An 18,508-nucleotide genomic window follows, 5' to 3' on the forward strand; every position below is an offset into this window, starting at 1 on the left:
ATGGGGAACTGGCGGATTGCGCCGCACACCCGCTTCGTCCACCTTCCCGCGATCATGCGGCCCGACATCCTCAACTCCTATTTTGCTCCGATCACCGGCCTGCCGGGTATCGGCCCGAAGCTCGCCAAGCCGTTCAACCGGCTGCTGGCGCGCGCGGAAGGGGCCCGCATACTGGACCTCCTCCTGCATCTGCCAAGCTCCACCATCGATCGCCGGGCCCGCCCGACGCTGCGCGAGGTGGTGCCGGACACGGTGGTGACGGTGGAAGTCCATGTGGACCGCCATGTGCCGCCCCCGCGCGGCTCGCGGGCGCCCTATCGTGTCTATGCCCATGACGAGACGGGGGATCTCATCCTCGCCTTCTTCAAGGCCGAGCGCAGCTGGATGGAGCGCCTGCTGCCCATCGGCGAGACGCGCTGGGTATCGGGTACCGTGAGCCTGTACGACGGTATCCCGCAAATGGTTCACCCCGACCGGGTGGTCGATGCGGCCGGCCTCGCCAAGCTGCCCTCCATCGAGCCGCTCTATCCGCTGGTCGAGGGGCTCGGTCACGGCCATGTCCGCCGTGCGGTCGAGGCCGCCCTCGCCCACACCGCCGATCTGCCGGAATGGCAGGCCGGCGCACCGGAACTGAGCTTCCATGAAGCCCTGCGCCGCGTCCATCAGCCGCGCGAGCCGCTCGACGCCAGCTCTGCCGGGCCTGCCTGGCGGCGGCTCGCCTATGACGAACTGCTCGCCGGGCAGATTGCCCTCGCTCTGGTGCGGGCCCGCACCGTCAAGCAGGCCGGCCGCCCGAGCCTCGGTGACGGGCGCGTCGCCGACCGCATCTTGGGCGCCCTTCCCTTCGCGCTGACCGGCTCGCAGCTTGCCGCGCTGGAGGCGATCCGCGCCGACCTCGCCTCGAACGACCGGATGCTCCGCCTGCTTCAGGGCGATGTCGGCTCGGGCAAGACCGTGGTGGCCCTGCTGGCGGCGGCTACCCTCATTGAGGCTGGCCGGCAGGCGGCGCTGATGGCGCCGACGGAAATCCTCGCCCGCCAGCACATGAAGACCATCGCTCCGCTCGCCGCGGCGGCCGGGCTGCGGGTCGCCTTGTTGACCGGCCGCGAGAAGGGGCGCGCCCGCGACCAGCTTCTCGCCGATCTCGCCGGCGGCGCGGTCGATCTGGTCATCGGCACCCATGCGCTGTTTCAGGAGGGCGTTACCTTCCACGACCTCGGCCTCGCCATCGTCGACGAGCAGCACCGCTTCGGTGTGCATCAGCGCCTTGCGCTGGCCTCCAAGGGCGAGGCGGTCGACGTGCTGGTGATGACCGCGACCCCCATCCCCCGCACGCTGGTGCTGACCTATTTCGGCGACATGGAATCGAGCGAACTGCGCGAGAAGCCAGCCGGCCGCAAGCCGATCGACACCCGCGCCATTCCCTCCGACCGGATCGACGAGATCGTCGCGCGCCTCGGCACGGCGCTGGCGCAGGGGCGGCGGGCCTACTGGATCTGTCCCCTGGTGGAGGAATCGGAGAACTCCGACCTTGCCGCCGCCGAAGCGCGCTTTGCCGAACTGACCGCGCATTTCGGCGCCCGCGTCGGCCTCGTTCACGGCAAGATGAAGGGGGCGGAGAAGGATGCCGCCATGGCCGCCTTCGCCAGTGGCGAGACGCAGCTTCTGGTCGCGACCACGGTGGTCGAGGTGGGCGTCGATGTGCCGGAGGCGTCCATCATCGTCATCGAGCATGCCGAGCGATTCGGCCTTGCCCAATTGCACCAGTTGCGCGGCCGGGTCGGGCGCGGTGACGTCGCATCGGTCTGCATCCTGCTCTACCGGCGCCCTCTGGGCGAGGTGGCGCATCAGCGGCTGGAAGCGCTGCGCTCATCCGAGGACGGGTTCTTTCTGGCGGAAGAGGATCTGCGCCTGCGCGGCGAAGGCGATGTGCTGGGCACACGGCAGAGCGGTTTTCCCGGCTTTCGGGTCGCCCAATTGGATCTTCATGGCGACCTTCTCACGCAGGCGCGCGCCGAGGCGGCAGAGATCGTTCAGAACGATTCCGATCTTAGCGGGCGCCGTGGAGTGGCGCTCCGGCTTTTGCTACATATCTTTGAAAGGGATGTGGCCGTGAAGCTCCTCGGAGCCGGCTGAATATTTCGCGGCGACTATGAGACAATTTGAGCAATCCACAGCGACACCAGTAATGCAGGACGGACGCTCCCCGCTTTATTCCGCAACGTCACCCATGCGCTGGGTGATGTTCGTCGGCGGCTGGATTTGCGTGGGCCTCGGAATCGTCGGCGTCATCATGCCGGGGATGCCGGGAACGGTGTTTCTCATCCTTGCCGCCTGGCTGTTCTCCCGCTCCTCGCCGCGTTTCGAGAAATGGCTGCTCAGCCATCCGCGCCTCGGTCCTTCCGTGGTCGCCTGGCGCGAAAAGGGCGCGGTGCCGCGCGGGGCGCAATTCGTCGCCACTGGCAGCATGATGGCAAGCTTCGGCATTCTCGTGCTGCTGGGGCTCTCCACCCCGGTACTCGGCCTCATCGCCGTGATCTTCGTCGCGGTCTCCGCCTATCTCCTCACCCGCCCGTCCGCGTGATGGAAAAGCCCGTCGGCATGATCCTCGCGGGCGGCCTGTCGCGGCGCATGGGCGGCGGCGACAAGGGGCTGCTGCGGCTAGATGGCGCGCCGATCCTGTCGCACATCGTCCGGCGGATCGCGCCGCAAGTGTCGACCCTACTGCTGAACGCCAATGGCCCGGCCGCGCGATTCGGCCTTGATCTCACCGTCGTGCCGGACAGCCTGCCCGAGCGCCCCGGCCCACTCGCCGGCATCCTGGCCGGGCTCGATTATGTCGCAGAGCATCTGCCGCAGGCGCGCTTCCTGCTGACCGTGCCCTCCGACTGCCCGTTTCTCCCCGACGATCTGGGCGACCGGCTGCACATTGCCGCGGCGCGCAACGGCGCGGCTTGCGCCGCCTCGGGCGGGCGGGTGCATGGCGTGGTCGGGCTCTGGCCGGTGGCCGCACGGCAGGATCTGCGTCACCTTCTGGTTGTTGACCGCGTGCGCCGGGTCGATAGCTGGCTGGGACGTGTCGGGGCCGTGGCGGTGGACTGGCCGGCCATCCCCTATGACCCGTTCTTCAACGTGAACACACCGGACGACCTCGCCGCAGCCGAGAGTATGGCGCGCAGCTAGGCCGGCTGATCCTCGCTCTGGCGCCAGCGGACGCTGGCGACCGGCACGGCGTGGCGCTCGACGGCATCGGCCAGCGCCTGCGGGTCGTTGAGATCGAGAACCGGCAACCGCGCGCCGTTCAGCGGCATGTCCGAGGCGATGGCGACAATGAACGGATCGTCCGGGTGCAGAAAAGGCTTGCCGACCTCGGCACGGTGAATCTCGATCTTGGGATGGTGGTCGCGCTTGAAGCCTTCCACCAGGACGATGTCGACCGAGGCGAGATGGGCGAGGAGATCCGGCAGTTCGGGCTCGCGCGCGCCGCGCAGCTCATGCATCAGCGCCCAGCGATTGGCGGAGGAGACCAGCACCTCGCGCGCCCCGGCGACACGATGGGTGTGGGAATCCTTGCCGGGAATGTCGATGTCGAAGTCATGATGCGCGTGCTTGATGGTCGAGACGCTGAGCCCCCGTGCCACCAGCGCCGGGATGAGCCGTGCGAGCAGGGTCGTCTTGCCCGCGCCGCTCCATCCGGCAAAGCCGATCAGCCGCATGATCTTCTCCCTTGTATCGAGCCCTGAGTTCCGCCGGCGCGAGTCTCAAGTCAAGCGCAGGGGTGGCATGGCCCGATCACCCTTTCCGATCGGCCGGGCGCTTGCGCAAGGGCGCGGCGGCGGCTTAGCTGGCGCGGGAGCGGCTCCATGACATCCGATACGACGGCATCCAAAGCCCGCGAGGAGCGGGTGATCCGGCTCGATCTGAGGGGCCTCAAATGCCCCCTGCCCGCGCTTCATGCCCGGCGGGCGCTGGAGCGTGCCGCGCCGGGCATGCTGCTTGTCGTCGCCTGCACCGATCCCATGGCGGTGATCGACATTCCCCACATGGTGCGGCAGAGCGGCAACCTGCTGGAAGGGCAGGAGCAGCACGAAGGCGTGCTCACCTTCGTGCTGCGCAAGGCGGAAGCGGCTTCCTAAAGCGTTTTCGAGCGAAGCGGTTTCCGATTCGGGTGAAGAAAACGCGCCAAAACAAGCTTCCAGAGCGGCTCAGTAGTCGATGCCGCAGCCATCGGCGACCTCTTCCAGCGCCTTGGTCGAGCCGCGAGCGTTGAACTTGGTCTCGTGGAAATTGTCGCCCTTCATCGTGATGACGACGGAGATGGAGGACTGCGCATCCATCACCTCGAGGAACAGGTCGTCATCCACCTCCGCGACCATGCCAAGCGTGCCTTTGACCTCATGGGCCGTGGCATCATTGGCAATGATCTCGCCGCCATCGACGCGCACGCGCAGCTTCGGCTCCAGGCTGTTCATGATCTCCGGCCCCTTCGGGTCGTCGATCCGCTCGGGGGTGATGAACACCGCCTCCAGCGTGTTGTCGCGGCACCGCAGGGCGAACACGTAATCGCCGGAGACCGTCAGCGCGAGGTGCAGCGCGTCGTCGTCGAACGCACCGCCCTCCTTGTCCGCGATCCACTGCGCCGATGCGGCGAGCGAGGACGCCGCAAGAAGCGCGGCGGCAAGAAGCAGTCTGAACATCATTCCCTCCCAACGGGCTTTTCCCGTTGCGGAAAGAAGATCAGAATTGGTGCAATTTTCGAGCGAAATCGACGGTGTCAGGCTGCGGCGTCGTGCCAGTCGAAGGGCAAGGGCGCTTCACGGAAGGCGAAGCGGTCGAGATGACGGGCGACAACGTCCTTCATGCGCGCCAGAGTTTCAGCATTGGGCGCGGTGATGTGCACGGCCAGCGCCGCCTCGCCGGCGATCATTGTCGCCACCGCGCCGTCCGGCAGCTTCACCTCGCCGCGCTCGGGGGTAAACGCGACCTCCAGCTTGTGCGCCCAATGCTTGCAGAGCTGCTGGAGATAGCGGCTGCCATGGGTGGTGGGCACCTCGGCCTGTGTGGTGATCATCACATGTGGTTCCTGTTAGCGGGTCCGATGAAACGCCGTGTCGCGCCGCGATGGACAAGAGGCACGGCATCTATTTTATCTTGCACGCGCTCTTTCTGCGCCTCGGGGGATTGAATGACGCTCAACCGCCTTATCGTCGCCGTCGCGATGCTGGCGACTTCCTTCGCACTCCTTTTCGCGGCGCCAGTCTCGGCCCAGACCTCGCCGCGCCCGCCATGGGCGGCGGCGCCGGTGACGGCGAAGCCCGGCCAGCCCCTGCCCACCCGTGCCGACACCCATGTCTATCTTCTGCGCGGCCTGTTCGGCGTGTTCTCGCTGGGCATGGACAGCCTGGCGCAGGAACTCGTCGAGCAGGGCTACACATCGCAGATCTATGGCTGGGATGAGGCGCAGAAAGTGGTCGAGCTGATCACCACGCGGTATCAGGGCGGTCACACCGGACCGGTCGTCATCATCGGCCATTCGCTCGGCGCCAATGCGGTAATCGACATCGCCACCACGATTCAGACGACCAATATTCCGGTTGATCTCGGCGTCACCTTCGACGCCACCGATCCCGCGCCGGTGCCCGGCAATGTCGCCGTGTTCATCAATTTCTGGGCGCAGGACGGTTTCGGCAAGCCGGTCTCCGCCGTGCCCGGCTATCCCGGCCAGTTGGAGAATTTCGATCTCTCCGGCCAGCCCAATATCAGCCACACCAGCATCGACACGATGGACAAGTTCCACCAGTTCGTCATCTCCACGCTGGAAGGCATGACCAGCAAATAAGGCCGCGCGCCGAGGCGGCTGGTGCCGTGGCCGCCTCTCCGCGTCGCCCATGATCCGTCAGGAAAGCCGATGGCCCGTCTCGAACCGTCAGTCCGCCTCGCCGCCGCGCTGCTCGTGCTGGGGAGCCTGCCGCATGGCGCATCGGCGCAGACCCCGGCCTCGGCCTGCGACCGGTTCGGCGGCTATGAACTGCAGAACTGCCTTGCCGGTGCGCTCGCCAAGGCCGACAAGGCGCTGAACGCCGCCTATCAGAAGGCGCTCGCCGCCATCGCCGCCGATGCCGACACGCCGGCGGACCAGAAAGTAAGCTGGAAGCAGAATCTCATCGCTGCCCAGAGGGCGTGGCTCGGCTTTCGCGACGCCAATTGCCTGTTCGATCTCATTGGTGCGGAATGGCATTTCGGCACCGGCACCACCGCCGCGCAGCAGCAATGCGTGCTGACCATGACGCAGCAGCGTACCGCCGAGCTGCTCGCCCGCATTCCCTCCGATGGGTGATGCAGAGGACGGACTTTCCGGGCGACCGCTGATCGACAGCGAGGTCTGCCGCGTTGATATCTGGCTGTGGCACGCGCGCTTCGTGAAGGCGCGCAGCCTCGCGGTCGAACTGATCGAGCGCGGGAGGGTCCGTCTCACCCATCACGGCCAGCATTCCCGGCTCGACAAGCCGAGCCGGACGGTGCGGCCGGGCGACGTGCTCACCATCGCGCTTCACGAGCGGGTCGTCGTCGTCCGCGTCGACGCGATCGGGGCGCGACGCGGGCCAGCGGATGAGGCCCGCGGGCTCTATACCCTGCTGACCTAGCTGACTTTGCGTAAGCCCCGGGCAAGCCACGCGGTCTCTTCTGGGCGCCTCCGTCACCGGCGCGTGGAAGATGTCGTTATGCGATTCAATAATTGGCCCATACTGGGGAAAATCTCCCTCGTCGTGGCACTGCTTGGCCTGTGCTCGACCGGCTGCACCGTTTTCGCCGGCTGGCGGATGGTGCAGATGCAGGACGATTACACCGCTCTCATCGAAGGCGATGCGAAGGCCGCGATCGCCTTGGCGCGGATGAATCGGCAGATCGTCTGGTCGGAGCGGTCCATCTTCCATGCCCTCGCCTCCACATCGGCGGAGGAGAATCGCGAGGCGGAAAAGGAACTCAGCCACGGGCTTGAGGAGTTGCACGACTACGCCAACCAGGCCAAGGCTGCCCTTCCCGATCATGCTGGCGCCATCGACGAGCTCGTGAGCCGCTTTGACAGCCAGGTGAAGACCGCCTGCGGCCCGACGATCGCGACGGCCATGAGCGCGACGACGGCGGACGACAAGCACCGCGCCGACCAGATGATGATGGCCGATTGTGAGCCGGCGCTGGACAAAGTGCGTGCCGAAGTCGGCTCCCTCATATCCGCGCTGACGAACGACATGCACCAGCGCGAAGAGGAACTGCACGCGCGCGCCGATGCGACCCTGATCGAACTTTATCTCGGCACGGCCATCGCCATCGCCGCCTGTCTGGCTCTCGCCTTTCTGATCGCACGCAAGGGCATCGTCAGCCCGATCGGCCGCATCGTCGCCGTCATGGATGCGCTGACCTCAGGCCGGTTCCATACCGAGGTCGGTGAAACCGATCGACAGGATGAGGTCGGCCGTCTGGCGCGTGGGCTGGAGCGTTTCCGCCGGGAACTGATCGACAACGAGAATCTGCGCGAGCAGGCAGCTCTTGAGGAGCAGCGGTCGGCCGACCGGCTGCGGCAGCAGAAAGAGGAGATCGCCACCACGTTCGAAAGCCGGATGGGGACTCTGGCCGAATCCTTCTCCAATTCGTCGAGCGAAGTCGCGCAGGCCGCCACCGGCCTCTCCGCGTCGGCCGAGGAGACCACCCGTCAGGCGCGGGCGGTCGGCGACGCGGCGACCGAGGCCTCCTCCAGCGTGCAGGCGGTTGCCGCCTCGACCGAGGAGATGTCCGCCTCGGTTCGCGAGATTGCCGAACAGGTGATCCGTGCGGCGAACATCGCCGACAGCGCCTCCAACGAATCCAGCCGGATCCAGAGCGAGATCGCCGAACTCACCCAGGCCGCGACCCAGATCGGGGCGGTGATCGACCTCATCACCAGCATTGCCGGCCAGACGAACCTGCTGGCGCTGAATGCCACGATCGAGGCTGCCCGTGCTGGCGAGGCCGGCAGGGGCTTCGCGGTGGTGGCTCAGGAGGTGAAGGAACTCGCCAGCCAGACCGCGCAGGCGACCGACGAGATTTCGTCCAAGGTCACCGAGATCCAGAACGCGACCGGCCGTTCGGTGTCGTCGATCGCCCGCATCGCCGGAACGATCAACGAGATCCGCACCGCATCCGCCGCGATCTCGGCAGCCATTGAGGAGCAGGGCGCGGCGACCCGCGAGATCGCCCACAGCACCCAGCATGCCGCCCAGGGCACTCGCGTCGTCAATGACAGCATCGGTGGTGTCGGTGAGGCGGCGGAGAGCACGGGTGCCGCGTCGGTCCAGTTGAAGGGGCTCTCGGAGCATCTCTCCGGCCAGGCGGCCGAGCTCAAGTCGGAAGTGCGCAGCTTCGTGAAGACCCTGCGCGCGGCCTGACCGACGCACACTGAACGCCAGACGTGCCCCGCGGCGCAAGCTGCGGGGCACGTTGCGTTCGGGGTGACATGCGGCGCGACCTATTGCCTGTGAACGGCTTGGGACGGATAGTTTGATCTCGCCTGGCGATGCGCCGTGCGAAACGCCGCGATCGTCACAGCAAGTCGTGCCATGAATCCAACCGAGCTTGACTGGCTGTCCTCCGTCGCCGTGCCGGTGCTCGCCGTTCGCGCCGACATCGTCGTCGCGCTGAACCCGGCCGCGACCATTCTGTTTGGGGACGCGGCCGCCCCGCGCCCGCTGACCCTGTCCGCCCTGTTCGCCGATGAGGCCGGTGGGCTCGCCGCCTATCTGCACGCCTGCGAGGCCGCGCCGGCCTTGAACGCACTCCAGCTCGGCTGCACCCTTGCCGGCGAACGCCGTCATCTGCAGATCGCCGCGCGGCGTCTCTACCCGGCCGGGACGGCCGAATCCCTATGGGTCCTCACCGTGTTGGAGACGCGTGCTCCCCCGTCGGGTACCGTCGGTGCGCCCGGCGCTGCGCCGGGGCGTTGGGTGCATCTTCTCCCGACCATCCTCGACCAGCTTCCGGTGGCGCTGCTGATCGAGGATGATGACGATGTCGGCGTTTTCGCCAATCGCGGCTTCACCGAGATTTTCGAATATGCGCTGGAGGAAATCGCGGCGCTCGACGACTGGTGGCACAAGCTCTACCCAGACCCGCTCATCCGCGAGGCGGCGAAGGTGGAGTGGGCGGCGAAACTCGCCATGGCGCCGAGGGGCGACGGCACCATCTCGACCTCGGAATTCCAGATCCGCGCGGGCGGCGGCCGCGACAAAGTCCTGCAAAGCCACAGCTTCCGAATCGGCGACTATCGCGTGCACTCCTATGTCGATGTCTCGCAGCGACACCAGCTGGCGCTCGACCTGCGCCAGCTCGCCGATACCGATGCGCTCACCGGCGTACTCAACCGGCGCAGCTTCTTCCAGAAGGGCCGCACGCTTGACCGTGTCGGGGAGCCGCTGGCGGCACTGCTGCTGGATATCGATCATTTCAAGGTGGCGAACGACCGCCACGGCCATGCCTTCGGCGACGAGGTGCTGGTCGAGATTTCGGCCCGCGTGCGCGCGGCGCTGAGATCGCGTGACCTGCTCGCCCGCATCGGCGGCGAGGAATTCGCGGTGCTGCTGCCGGGGCTCGACCGCGACGTCGCCCTCGGCGTGGCGGAACGGCTGCGGCAGACGGTGGAAGACGTGCCGGTGACGCGCGGCACAACCCGCCACAGGGTGACGGTCAGCATCGGCGGCGCCTGCGCGTCGACGGCCGAAACTTCGATCGAAGAACTGCTGCTGCACGCCGACCGCGCGCTCTACGCCGCCAAGCACGCCGGCCGGAACTGTGTCTGGTTCGAGGGCGACCGGGCCTGAACGCCATGGCGGACCGTCACGCCACCGGGAAAGCGTGCAGGCGTGGGCGAAAAGGTGGTGAGCCCGTTGGGATTCGAACCCAAGACCCCATGATTAAAAGTCACGTGCTCTACCGGCTGAGCTACGGGCTCCCACCGCGGGGGGATTAAGGGTTTCGGTCGGGCTTGGCAAGCTGCGCATGGTCGCGGCGGATATTCGCGCACAGGCGGTTGCCGTTACGCACGGCCCACGCCGCTCCCCCAGCTTATTGCACGGCTGCAAGATCGTCCTGTCGATCATACCGCTTCCGCCCTGAGGGAACGCCGACTAGCTTGGCGCCACGTCTTCAGCAGGACCGCACCCGGTCCGGCGATCCGATCCCAGGAGTTGATCCCATGGCCAAAGTGCTTGTTCTCTACTACTCGACCTATGGTCACATCGAGACCATGGCCGAGGCCGTCGCCGAAGGCGCTCGCGAGGCGGGTGCGACCGTTGACGTGAAGCGCGTTCCCGAGACCGTCCCGGAAGACATCGCCCGCGCCAACCACTTCAAGCTCGACCAGAAGGCCCCCGTCGCCACGGTCGACGACCTGAAGAACTATGACGCCATCATCTTTGGCGCCGGCACCCGCTTCGGCACGGTCGCCTCGCAGATGCGCAGCTTCATCGACCAGACCGGCGGCTTGTGGTTCGGCGGCGCGCTGGTCGGCAAGGTCGGCTCGGTGTTCACGTCCTCGGCCACCCAGCATGGTGGTCAGGAATCGACCATCCTCGGCTTCCTGCCCACGCTCCTGCATCACGGCATGGTCGTGGTCGGCCTTCCCTATGCCTTTGCCGGCCAGATGGGCCTGGATGAGATCAAGGGCGGCTCGCCCTACGGCGCCGCGACCATCACCGATGGCGACGGCTCGCGTCAGCCGTCCGAGGTCGAACTCGCCGGCGCCCGCTTCCAGGGCAAGCACGTTGCCAGCGTCGCGGCCAAGCTGCACGGCTGAGTTATCAAGGCGGTCATCGATGGCCTTCGCCTTCAATAGCAAAGACTGCACCAAGACGTGGATCCCCGGGTCAAGCCCGGGGATGACGTCGTTTTAGGGGCGTCGCTTAGCGGGACGTCGTCCGAGGACGCGCCGTCGCGCCTCACCGCGCCGGAATATCGCCGCGCGCCCAGCCTTCCTTGACCTCGACCCTGTAGGCCTCGAACCGCCCCTCGCCGATGGCGGCGCGCGCGCCGGCCATCAGGCTCTGGTAATAGGCGAGGTTCACCCAAGTCAGCAGCATCGAGCCGAGCATCTCGTCGCAGCGGATGAGATGGTGGAGATAGGCGCGCGAATAATCCCGCGCTGCCGGGCAGTCGCTCGCCTCGTCCAGCGGGCGCGGATCATTGGCGTGACGGGCGTTCTTCAGGTTGATCTTGCCGAAGCGGGTGAAGGCCAGCGCATGCCGCCCGGCCCGCGTCGGCATCACGCAGTCGAACATGTCGACCCCGCGCGCGACCGCCTCGATCATGTCGTCGGGCGTGCCGACCCCCATCAGATAGCGCGGCTTTTCCGTCGGCAGGATCGGCGCGACCACCTCGATCATCGCCAGCATCACCGCCTGCGGCTCGCCGACCGCAAGGCCGCCGATCGAATAGCCGGGAAAGTCGATATCGATCAGCCCACGCGCCGATTCCTCGCGCAATTGCGGATCGTCGCCGCCCTGCACGATGCCGAACAGCGCCCGGCCTTTGGGCTGGCTCTCGAACGCTTTCTTCGACCGCTCGGCCCAGCGCAGCGAGAGCCGCAGGGCGCGGGCGATCTCGTCCTTGGTCGCCGGCAGCCGCACGCACTCGTCGAGCTGCATCTGGATGTCCGAGCCGAGCAGGCCCTGGATCTCCACCGAGCGTTCCGGCGACAATTCGTGATAGGAGCCGTCAATATGCGAGCGGAAGGTCACGCCCTTCTCGCTCATCTTCCGCAAGCCGGCCAGCGACATGATCTGGAAGCCGCCGGAATCGGTGAGGATCGGGTGCGGCCAGCGCATGAATTCATGCAGGCCGCCCAGTTCCGCCACCCGTTCGGCGGTGGGGCGCAGCATCAGATGATAGGTGTTGCCGAGCAGGATGTCGGCACCCAGCTCGCGCACCTGCTGCGGATACATCCCCTTCACCGTGGCGGCGGTGCCCACCGGCATGAAGGCCGGCGTGCGGATGGTGCCGCGCGGGGTCACGACCTCGCCGAGGCGGGCGGCGCCATCGGTGGCGTTCAGGTGGTAATGGAAATCAGATTGTTCGCTCATGCGCGGGCTTTTGGCAGCAAAAGACAGGCATCGCCATAGGAATAGAAGCGGTAGCCGGTCGCAATCGCGTGGGCATAGGCACGCTTCTGCGTCTCATGGCCGATGAAGGCGGCGACCAGCATCACCAGCGTCGAGCGCGGCAGATGGAAATTGGTCATCATCCCGTCGATGAAGCGGAAGCGGTGGCCGGGCGTGATGAAGATGTCGGTCTCGCCGCGCCATTCGCTCAGCGAGCCATCCTCGGCCGCCGCGCTCTCGATCAGCCGCGTCGCCGTGGTGCCGACGGTGACGACCCGCCCGCCCCGCGCCTTCACCGCATTGAGCGCCGCGACGGTCGCGGCGGACACCTCGCCCCATTCGGCGTGCATCCGGTGGTCGGTGGTGTCGTCCACCTTCACCGGCAGAAAGGTGCCGGCGCCGACATGCAGCGTCACGCGATGCGTCTCGACGCCCCGCTGCGCCAGACGCTGGATCAGCTCGGGCGTGAAATGCAGCCCGGCGGTCGGGGCGGCAACCGATCCTTCCTGATTGGCGAACATGGTCTGGTAGTCGCGCCGGTCCTGCGCGTCATCGGCCCGCTTGGCGGCGATATAGGGCGGCAATGGAATATGGCCGATGCCGGCGATGGCGGCGTCGAGAGCGGCCCCGGCAAGGGTGAAGCGCAGCGTCACCTCCCCGCCCTCGCCTTTCGCCTCCAGCACGGCGTCCAGCGTCTGCGTGCCATCGGGAGAGGCGAAGACGATGGTGTCGCCCGGCGCCAGCCGCTTGCCCGGCCGGGCGAGAGCCAGCCAGCTATCGGGCGCCACGCGCTTGTGCAGCATCGCCTCCACCTCGACGCCCTCACCCTGTGAGGTGGCGCGGCGGCGGATGCCGGCGAGGCGGGCCGGCAGCACCCGCGTATCGTTCACCACCAGCGCGTCGCCGGGCTGGAGAAGCTCCGGCAGGTCGCTCACCCTTGCGTCCGCCAGTTCCGGCTCGGCGCCCGTGCGCACCACCAGCAGCCGCGCCGCATCGCGCGGCGAGACCGGGCGCAGCGCGATCCGCTCATTGGGCAGGTCGAAGTCGAAGAGGTCGACACGCATCGAAAAACTCGGGTTCAGAAACAGCGATCCCGGAGCGTGCTCGCGCACCTCCGGGATGACGCCTTGTCCAATTCGGCGCAGATCAGGCGGCGGAAACGCTCGCCTTGACAATCTTGTCCGGGTTCGAGACCGGCTCGCCGCGCTTGATCTTGTCGACATTCTCCATGCCTTCGACCACCTCACCCCACACGGTGTACTGGCCGTCGAGGAAGGACGCGTCGCCGAAGCAGATGAAGAACTGGCTGTCGCCCGAATCCGGGTTCTGCGCGCGGGCCATCGAGGCCGTGCCGCGCACATGGCGGCCCTTGTTGAACTCGGCCTTCAGCTTCTTGCCGGAACCGCCGGTGCCGTTGCCGAACTGGCCGTCGCCCGTCTGGGCCATGAAGCCCTCGATCACACGGTGGAACGGCACGTTGTTATAGAAGCCCTCGGTGGCGAGCTCGGCGATGCGCGCGACATGGTTCGGCGCGAGATCGGGGCGGAACTTGATCTTCACCGGGCCCTGGGTGGTCTCCAGCAGCAGGAAGTTGGCAGCGTTGTCGGACATGGGTTTCTCCTTGGAAACGGATAGTGGCGGCGCGCGGCGTCTTACTTGACGTCCGCGGCGACCTTCATCGAAATGATCTTGTCGGGGTTCTGCACCGGCTCGCCGCGCTTGATCTTGTCGACATTCTCCATGCCGGAGACGACCTCGCCGATGACCGTGTACTGGCCATTCAGGAACGAGGCATCGCCGAAGGTGATGAAGAACTGCGAATTGGCGCTGTTCGGGGCGGAGGCGCGGGCCATGCCCACCGTGCCGCGCTTGAAGGGCACGTTGGAGAATTCGGCCGGCACGTTCGGGTAGCGCGAGCCGCCGGTGCCATTGCCATACTGGCCGTCGCCGGTCTGGGCCATGAAGCCCTCGATCACGCGGTGGAACGGCACGTTGTCATAATAACCCTCGCGGGCCAGCGTCTTGATCCGCTCGGCATGCTTGGGGGCGATGTCGGCGCGCAGCACGAAGATCACCGGACCTTTGGTGGTCTGCATGATGATGGCGTTCTGCGGATCGACATTGGGCGGCAGCTTCGGCGCCTGCGCCATCGCCGGCACAGCCAGCGCGACGGTGAGGGCGAAGGCGGCGAAAAGGCTTCGGATCATGGAAGGCAACTCCGTTGAGCGAAGGCGGCGGCCGCAAGGGTCAGCGGCGCGGAAAGCGCGCGGTAAGCCGTGCCAGCACGGCCGGGGGAACGAAAGCCGAGACATCGCCGCCCATCGCGGCGATCTGCCTGACGAGCGTGGCGGTGATAGGGCGGGCAATGGGGGAGGCCGGCAGGAAAACCGTCTGGACGGTCGGCTTCAGCACCGCGTTCATGCCGGCCATCTGCATTTCATAGTCGAGATCGGTGCCATCGCGCAGGCCGCGGATCAAGAGATACGCGCCATGCTGCTCGGCCGCGTCGACCACCAGAGTGTCGAAGGTCACGCAGTCGAGACTCGCGCCTTCCTCGGCGGCGATCGGCGCGAACACCTCGCGCAGCATCTCCAGCCGTTCGGCGGCGGAGAACAGGGGCGCCTTGCCGGGATGGATGCCGACGCCGACCACCAGCCGGTCCGCCAGCCGGGCGGCGGCGCGCGCCACTTCGACATGGCCATTGGTCGGCGGATCGAACGATCCCGGATAGAAGGCGGTGCGCGCGGCGCTCATCAGCACTCTCTCAATGCGCGGCAAGCGTTAGCTGTCCCAGCGGCCGGACGCAAGCGCGGCGCGCGGCGCCGGGCCGGGTGCGCCTAACGCTCATCCTTGCCGATCCACTTGGTGACGGTGGGCGCGCGATAGCCGCGCAGCTTGGCCAGCAGTTCCCGCGGGCTCTCGGCCATCACCAGCATGTCGCGATGCTCGCGCCGCATGAAGCCTTCCTCAACCGTATGGTCGAGAAAGCCGAGCAGGCGATGATAATAGCCCTCCACATCCAGCACGGCGCAGGGCTTGGTGTGGTTGCCGAGCTGCGCCCAGGTCCACACCTCGAACAATTCCTCCAGCGTGCCCGCGCCGCCCGGCAGCGCGACGAAGGCGTCAGCCAGTTCGGCCATTTGCGCCTTGCGCTCATGCATGGAGGTGACGACGCGCAGATCCGAAAGGCCGCGATGGCCGACTTCCTTGTCCATGAGGCGCTGCGGGATGATGCCGATCACCTCCCCACCCGCCTCCAGCGCCGCATTGGCCAGCACGCCCATGAGGCCGACGGAGGACCCGCCATAGACCAGCCCGATGCCCTCGCGCGCCAGCGTGGTGCCGAGTGCGGCGGCGGCCTGCGTGTAGGCGGGGCGGCGGCCGGCATTGGAGCCGAGAAAGACACAGATGCGACGCATGGGTTCCTGTCGGAAAAACAAGACTTGCCGGAAAATAGAGCCTGACGTGTGCCGGGCTCGTTCAGTCAAAAGCCGAACATGGAAACGGCGCCGTCACCGGCGCCGCCTCTGGATTTCATGGGCAAAGACAGGCGCTGCCCGCCCTTACTCCACGGCAGCCCCGTCGGCGCTGTCGCCCAGGCTTTCCTCGCCCTCTTCCTCGTTGACGCGCTCCACCGAGACCACCTTCTCATCCTCGGCGGTGTCGAACACGATCACGCCCTGGCTGCCGCGACCGACGGTGCGGATGCCGTTGACCGGGCAGCGGATGAGCTGTCCGCCGTCCGTCACCAGCATGATCTGGTCGCCATCGTCCACCGGGAAGGAGGCGATGAGCGGCCCGTTGCGGTCATTGACCGCCATGGCGACGATGCCTTTGCCGCCGCGCCGGGTGGTGCGGTACTCATAGGACGAGGTGCGCTTGCCGTAGCCATTCTCGGAGAGCGTCAGGATGAACTGCTCGGCGGCGCCCATCTCGATATAGCGGGCCTGGTCGATATCGGCCGGCACCGCGACCGCTTCCTCAACATCTGCCTCAACCGGCGATTCCACCTCTTCCACGCCGCTCTCGGCACCGTTCTGGCTGCGCCGCAACGCATTGGCGAGCTTGGTATAGGCCGCGCGCTCCTCGGCGCTCGCCTCCACATGGCGGATGATGGCCATCGAGATGAGCTTGTCGGCGCCTTCAAGCTGGATACCGCGCACGCCCATGGAATCGCGCCCCTTGAAGACGCGCACCTCGGTGACCGGGAAGCGGATGCACTGGCCGTTGGCGCTGGTCAGCAGCACGTCGTCCTGCTCGGTGCAGAGCTGGACATCGGCGATGGCCTCGCCCTCTTCCAGCTTCATGGCGATCTTGCCGTTGCGATTCACATTGGTGAAATCGGACAGCTCGTTGCGCCGCACCGTGCCGCCCGTGGTGGCGAACATGATCTGTAGCCGGCTCCACGTCTCCTCGTCCGGCAGCGCCATGATCGAGGTGATGCGCTCGCCTTCGGTCAGCGGAAGAATGTTCACTAGGGCCTTGCCGCGCGCCTGCGGCGCGGCGATGGGCAGGCGCCACACCTTGAGCTTGTAGACCTGCCCCTTGGACGAGAAGAACAGCACCGGGGCGTGGGTGGAGGCGACGAACAGGCGGGTGACGAAATCCTCGTCCCGCGTCTGCATCGCCGAGCGGCCCTTGCCTCCGCGCCGCTGCGCCCGATAGGTCGAGAGCGGCACGCGCTTTACATAGCCCGCATGCGAGACGGTGACGACCATGTCCTCGCGGGCTATGAGGTCTTCGTCCTCGAAATCGCCTTCCGCCTCGATGATCTCGGTCTTGCGCGGCGTGCCGAATTCCGCTTTCACCGCAAGGAGTTCGTCCTTGACGATGGTGCGGATGCGCTCGCGGCTGGCCAGAATATCGAGATATTCGCGGATCTCCACGGCGATCTTGTCGAGCTCGTCCGCCACCTCGTCACGGCCGAGCGCGGTGAGGCGCTGCAGGCGCAGATCGAGAATGGCGCGGGCCTGCTCGAAGGAGAGCCGGTAGGTATTGTCCGGGCCGAGGCGATGGCGCGGATCGTCGATCAGCGCGATCAGCGGGGCGACGTCGAGCGCCGGCCAGTCGCGCGTCATCAGCGCCTCGCGCGCGCTCGCCGGATCGGGCGAGGTGCGGATGGTGTGGATGATCTCGTCAATATTGGCGACGGCGATGGCGAGGCCGACCAACACATGGGCGCGGTCGCGCGCCTTGCGCAGCAGGAATTTTGTGCGCCGGCTAACAACATCCTCGCGGAACGCGACGAAGGCGGTCAGCAGGTCGAGCAGGTTCATCAGCGCCGGCTTGCCGCCGTTCAGCGCCACCATGTTGACGCCGAACGAGGTCTGCAACGCGGTCATGCGGTAGAGATTGTTCAGCACGACTTCCGCCTGGGCGTCGCGCTTGATCTCGAACACGACGCGCATGCCCTCGCGGGAGGATTCGTCGCGGATTTCCGCAATGCCTTCCAGCCGCTTCTCGCGCACCAGTTCGGCGATGCGCTCGATCATCGTCGCCTTGTTCACCTGATAGGGAATCTCGGTGACGATGATGGCGTCGCGGTCCTTGCGGATTTCCTCGATGGTCGCGCGCGAGCGCATCGGGACGGAACCGCGGCCGGTCAGATAGGCCTGACGGATGCCGGTGCGCCCGAGAATGAGGGCCCCGGTGGGGAAATCCGGGCCGTGGATGTAGTCGAGCAGTTTCTCGATATCGAGCGAGGGATCGTCGATCAGCGCGATGCAGGCATCCACCACCTCGCCGAGATTATGCGGGGGTATGTTGGTCGCCATGCCGACCGCGATGCCGCCGGCGCCATTGACCAGAAGGTTCGGCACGCGGGCGGGGAGCACGGTCGGCTCCTGCTCGCGCCCGTCATAATTCGCCTGGAAATCGACCGTGTCCTTGTCGAGATCGTCCAGCAGCGTCATCGCCGGCTTGGCGAGGCGCACCTCGGTGTAGCGTTCGGCCGCGGGCGGGTCGCCGTCGACGGAACCGAAATTGCCCTGACCGTCGATCAGCGGCAGGCGCATGGAGAAGTCCTGCGCCAGACGCACCAGCGCGTCATAGATCGCCTGGTTGCCGTGCGGATGGTACTTACCCATCGTGTCGCCGGTGACGCGGGCGGATTTGTTGTAGGGCCGCTCCGGCGTGTAATTGTTCTCGCGCATCGAGAACAGGATGCGGCGATGCACCGGCTTCAGCCCGTCGCGCACGTCAGGCAGCGCACGCGAGACGATGACGCTCATCGCGTAGTCGAGGTAGCTGCGCGAGAGCTCGTCGGTGATGGAAACGGGCCGGATATCCGTCGGGCCGGGGCCCTCCGGCTTGGACGTATCGGAATCGGACAAGGAAGGACTTTCCGCAGTTGCCGAACAGGTAGGATTGTCTAGCCGATTCCA

General features: G+C 66.7%; 20 protein-coding genes and 1 tRNA gene. 10 read left to right on the forward strand and 11 right to left on the reverse strand.

Annotation, left to right across the window (positions count from 1 at the left end; genetic code table 11):
• Positions 1–54 precede the first annotated feature (54 nt).
• The 3 genes from recG to mobA are packed head-to-tail and all read left to right on the forward strand — an operon-like array spanning position 55 to position 3,183.
• Positions 55–2,136, forward strand: coding sequence for an ATP-dependent DNA helicase RecG (recG, locus tag KIP89_RS04860; protein WP_213754515.1), 2,082 nt, complete (start codon positions 55–57; stop codon positions 2,134–2,136).
• A gap of 52 nt (positions 2,137–2,188) precedes the next feature.
• Entirely contained in the window at positions 2,189–2,584 is a 396-nt protein-coding gene (locus KIP89_RS04865) for a YbaN family protein (protein WP_250152196.1), read from the forward strand.
• Positions 2,584–3,183, forward strand: a complete 600-nt coding sequence (gene mobA, locus KIP89_RS04870) for a molybdenum cofactor guanylyltransferase MobA (protein WP_213754273.1) — start codon at positions 2,584–2,586, stop codon at positions 3,181–3,183. Before KIP89_RS04865 ends, mobA begins: the two co-directional genes overlap by 1 nt.
• On the opposite strand, the gene mobB is transcribed toward mobA, so the two are convergent.
• A complete protein-coding gene (gene mobB / locus KIP89_RS04875; RefSeq protein WP_213754274.1) occupies positions 3,180–3,716 on the reverse strand; it encodes a molybdopterin-guanine dinucleotide biosynthesis protein B in 537 nt (178 codons plus the stop codon). The genes mobA and mobB overlap by 4 nt on opposite strands.
• 147 nt (positions 3,717–3,863) lie before the next feature.
• Between mobB and KIP89_RS04880 the strand changes: the two genes are divergently transcribed.
• Complete coding sequence (locus KIP89_RS04880) at positions 3,864–4,136, forward strand: sulfurtransferase TusA family protein (protein WP_213754275.1); 273 nt, start codon at positions 3,864–3,866, stop codon at positions 4,134–4,136.
• A gap of 69 nt (positions 4,137–4,205) precedes the next feature.
• Here KIP89_RS04880 and KIP89_RS04885 read toward each other — a convergent pair whose 3' ends face one another.
• The gene (locus tag KIP89_RS04885; protein WP_213754276.1) at positions 4,206–4,697 is read right to left on the reverse strand and encodes a hypothetical protein; all 492 of its coding nucleotides are present in this window, start codon (positions 4,695–4,697) and stop codon (positions 4,206–4,208) included.
• Between the two features lie 77 nt (positions 4,698–4,774).
• A complete protein-coding gene (locus KIP89_RS04890) occupies positions 4,775–5,071 on the reverse strand; it encodes a DUF2218 domain-containing protein (protein WP_213754277.1) in 297 nt (98 codons plus the stop codon).
• A 114-nt stretch (positions 5,072–5,185) separates the two neighbouring features.
• Between KIP89_RS04890 and KIP89_RS04895 the strand changes: the two genes are divergently transcribed.
• The 5 genes from KIP89_RS04895 to KIP89_RS04915 all read left to right on the forward strand — a co-directional run bounded on the left by KIP89_RS04895 (position 5,186) and on the right by KIP89_RS04915 (position 9,851).
• A complete protein-coding gene (locus KIP89_RS04895; protein ID WP_213754278.1) occupies positions 5,186–5,839 on the forward strand; it encodes an alpha/beta fold hydrolase in 654 nt (217 codons plus the stop codon).
• Positions 5,840–5,908: 69 nt separating this feature from the next.
• A complete protein-coding gene (locus tag KIP89_RS04900; protein ID WP_213754279.1) occupies positions 5,909–6,337 on the forward strand; it encodes a lysozyme inhibitor LprI family protein in 429 nt (142 codons plus the stop codon).
• Complete coding sequence (locus KIP89_RS04905; RefSeq protein ID WP_213754280.1) at positions 6,330–6,644, forward strand: RNA-binding S4 domain-containing protein; 315 nt, start codon at positions 6,330–6,332, stop codon at positions 6,642–6,644. The genes KIP89_RS04900 and KIP89_RS04905 overlap by 8 nt, the downstream gene beginning before the upstream one ends.
• A 123-nt stretch (positions 6,645–6,767) precedes the next feature.
• Positions 6,768–8,423, forward strand: a complete 1,656-nt coding sequence (locus tag KIP89_RS04910; RefSeq protein ID WP_369807049.1) for a methyl-accepting chemotaxis protein — start codon at positions 6,768–6,770, stop codon at positions 8,421–8,423.
• 171 nt (positions 8,424–8,594) lie between these two features.
• A complete protein-coding gene (locus KIP89_RS04915; RefSeq protein ID WP_213754281.1) occupies positions 8,595–9,851 on the forward strand; it encodes a GGDEF domain-containing protein in 1,257 nt (418 codons plus the stop codon).
• A 55-nt stretch (positions 9,852–9,906) separates the two neighbouring features.
• Here the strand turns inward: KIP89_RS04915 and KIP89_RS04920 are convergent.
• Positions 9,907–9,982, reverse strand: a tRNA-Lys gene (locus tag KIP89_RS04920).
• Between the two features lie 243 nt (positions 9,983–10,225).
• On the opposite strand from KIP89_RS04920, the gene wrbA reads away from it, so the two are divergent.
• The gene (gene wrbA / locus KIP89_RS04925; protein WP_213754282.1) at positions 10,226–10,825 is read left to right on the forward strand and encodes an NAD(P)H:quinone oxidoreductase; all 600 of its coding nucleotides are present in this window, start codon (positions 10,226–10,228) and stop codon (positions 10,823–10,825) included.
• Between the two features lie 142 nt (positions 10,826–10,967).
• Here wrbA and tgt read toward each other — a convergent pair whose 3' ends face one another.
• From tgt to gyrA, 7 genes are all read right to left on the reverse strand, one after another.
• Positions 10,968–12,107 (reverse strand): tRNA guanosine(34) transglycosylase Tgt, encoded by a 1,140-nt coding sequence (gene tgt, locus KIP89_RS04930; protein WP_213754283.1) that lies wholly within the window; start codon positions 12,105–12,107, stop codon positions 10,968–10,970.
• Complete coding sequence (gene queA, locus KIP89_RS04935) at positions 12,104–13,189, reverse strand: tRNA preQ1(34) S-adenosylmethionine ribosyltransferase-isomerase QueA (RefSeq protein WP_213754284.1); 1,086 nt, start codon at positions 13,187–13,189, stop codon at positions 12,104–12,106. The genes tgt and queA overlap by 4 nt, the downstream gene beginning before the upstream one ends.
• 82 nt (positions 13,190–13,271) lie before the next feature.
• Entirely contained in the window at positions 13,272–13,736 is a 465-nt protein-coding gene (locus tag KIP89_RS04940; protein WP_213754285.1) for a peptidylprolyl isomerase, read from the reverse strand.
• Between the two features lie 41 nt (positions 13,737–13,777).
• The gene (locus KIP89_RS04945; RefSeq protein WP_213754286.1) at positions 13,778–14,332 is read right to left on the reverse strand and encodes a peptidylprolyl isomerase; all 555 of its coding nucleotides are present in this window, start codon (positions 14,330–14,332) and stop codon (positions 13,778–13,780) included.
• Between the two features lie 40 nt (positions 14,333–14,372).
• Positions 14,373–14,879 carry a pantetheine-phosphate adenylyltransferase gene (gene coaD, locus KIP89_RS04950; protein WP_213754287.1) on the reverse strand — a complete coding sequence of 169 codons (507 nt, stop codon included), beginning with the start codon at positions 14,877–14,879 and terminating at the stop codon, positions 14,373–14,375.
• Positions 14,880–14,962: 83 nt separating this feature from the next.
• Positions 14,963–15,544 (reverse strand): LOG family protein, encoded by a 582-nt coding sequence (locus tag KIP89_RS04955; protein ID WP_213754288.1) that lies wholly within the window; start codon positions 15,542–15,544, stop codon positions 14,963–14,965.
• A 144-nt stretch (positions 15,545–15,688) separates the two neighbouring features.
• The gene (gyrA, locus tag KIP89_RS04960; protein WP_213754289.1) at positions 15,689–18,457 is read right to left on the reverse strand and encodes a DNA gyrase subunit A; all 2,769 of its coding nucleotides are present in this window, start codon (positions 18,455–18,457) and stop codon (positions 15,689–15,691) included.
• Positions 18,458–18,508: the final 51 nt, after the last annotated feature.

Source organism: Ancylobacter radicis, assembly GCF_018449475.1.
GTDB lineage: Bacteria > Pseudomonadota > Alphaproteobacteria > Rhizobiales > Xanthobacteraceae > Ancylobacter > Ancylobacter radicis.